Below are 1,335 nucleotides of genomic sequence, written 5' to 3'. Positions count from 1 at the left end.
AAAAACACTCGTCCATGAAGCTGGCAATAAAATCCCTCGCTCTCACCAAGACATGCTGATCAGTATCCTTGATCTAGAGAAAGTAACTGTCAACGACATCATGATTCCTAAGAATGAAGTGATTGGACTAGATATTGAAGACAACCTAGATGATTTGATCGAACAAGCTAGAAGCTCGCAACACACTAGGCTCCCCGTCTACAAGGGAGACATCAACAACATAATTGGTGTACTCCACCTGCGAAACATGACAAAAGTTTTGTCTCATGCTGAGCCAAATAAAGCAGCACTACTGCAGGCATGTCGTGAGCCCTATTTTATCCCCGAAAGTACTCCGCTAAACCATCAGTTACTTCAATTTCAAAAAGCAAAACGCAGAATCGGCATTGTGGTTGATGAATATGGTGATGTTCAGGGACTTGCAACAATGGAAGATATCTTAGAAGAAATTGTTGGGGAGTTCACAACGGACTACTCTACAACCAGCAGCTCAGATATCACTGCGCAAGAGGACAGCAGCTTCCTTATTGATGGCTCCGCCACCATTAGGGCGATTAATAAAGCGCTTAAATGGTCATTACCTACTAATGGCCCTAAAACGATTAACGGGCTTATTACTGAGTCATTGGAGTTCATTCCTGAGCACCCAGTTTGCATAAAGATTGGTAACTACGAACTAGAAGTCAGACAAGTGAAAGACGACAAAATCAAAACTGTGCGCGCATTTAAAGGTAAAGCGTAACAAATTGCCCATTTTTCATACTAAAACACTTAGTTTCTTGCGAGTTTGTACTAATATGCGTAAATTACAGACTTCGGCGTCATTTTAACTTTTTGATACATTTCTCTATCGCTTGAGTGCACCAATGGCAAACAGCTTTAACGTCAACGACAATGCCAATTCTCGAGAAAGTGCTAACAGCTCAGCCGTCTCAGAAAAACTGTTCAATGCCTACTCTCAGCATGTATCTCCCCTACTAGATCAATCATTTGATGCGATTGATGACACCTTGTTTGATCTTGCAAATAATGCAAGAAACAACAATGAGCAAAATCGCTATTTCGAAGCCATGCGTGAATTACGCCTCAAACGTAAAGCCATATGCACGAACATTGATCAATCTCTTCAATCTTTATTTCAATTTCCTTTCGAGCAGATAAAACTTAATACACCAGCGCCGTCACAAGTTGAATCTCTATCAGTGGTAGACGACAAGCAATTTGAAGAGCAGCTAGCGGTTGAGACAATGGCTAGTAAGTCACGAGCTAACTTTCAGCATATTCACCTAACTCTGCATCAACGCATGGCCGAGGCTTATCAGCTTAATGGTGATG

General features: G+C 41.6%; 2 protein-coding genes. Both read left to right on the top strand.

The genetic code is table 11. The features are described from left to right. On the top strand, nucleotides 1–742 hold a 742-nt coding region (locus A3762_RS03910; protein ID WP_156493210.1), incomplete at its 5' end, for a transporter associated domain-containing protein. A 124-nt stretch (nucleotides 743–866) separates the two neighbouring features. After that, nucleotides 867–1,335: DUF1631 family protein (locus A3762_RS03905; protein ID WP_156493209.1), on the top strand; the 469-nt coding region annotated here is incomplete at its 3' end.

Source organism: Oleiphilus sp. HI0125, assembly GCF_001635355.1.
Note: the sequence above shows the minus strand (reverse complement) of the source record. Positions and strands in the feature narration are given on the sequence as shown.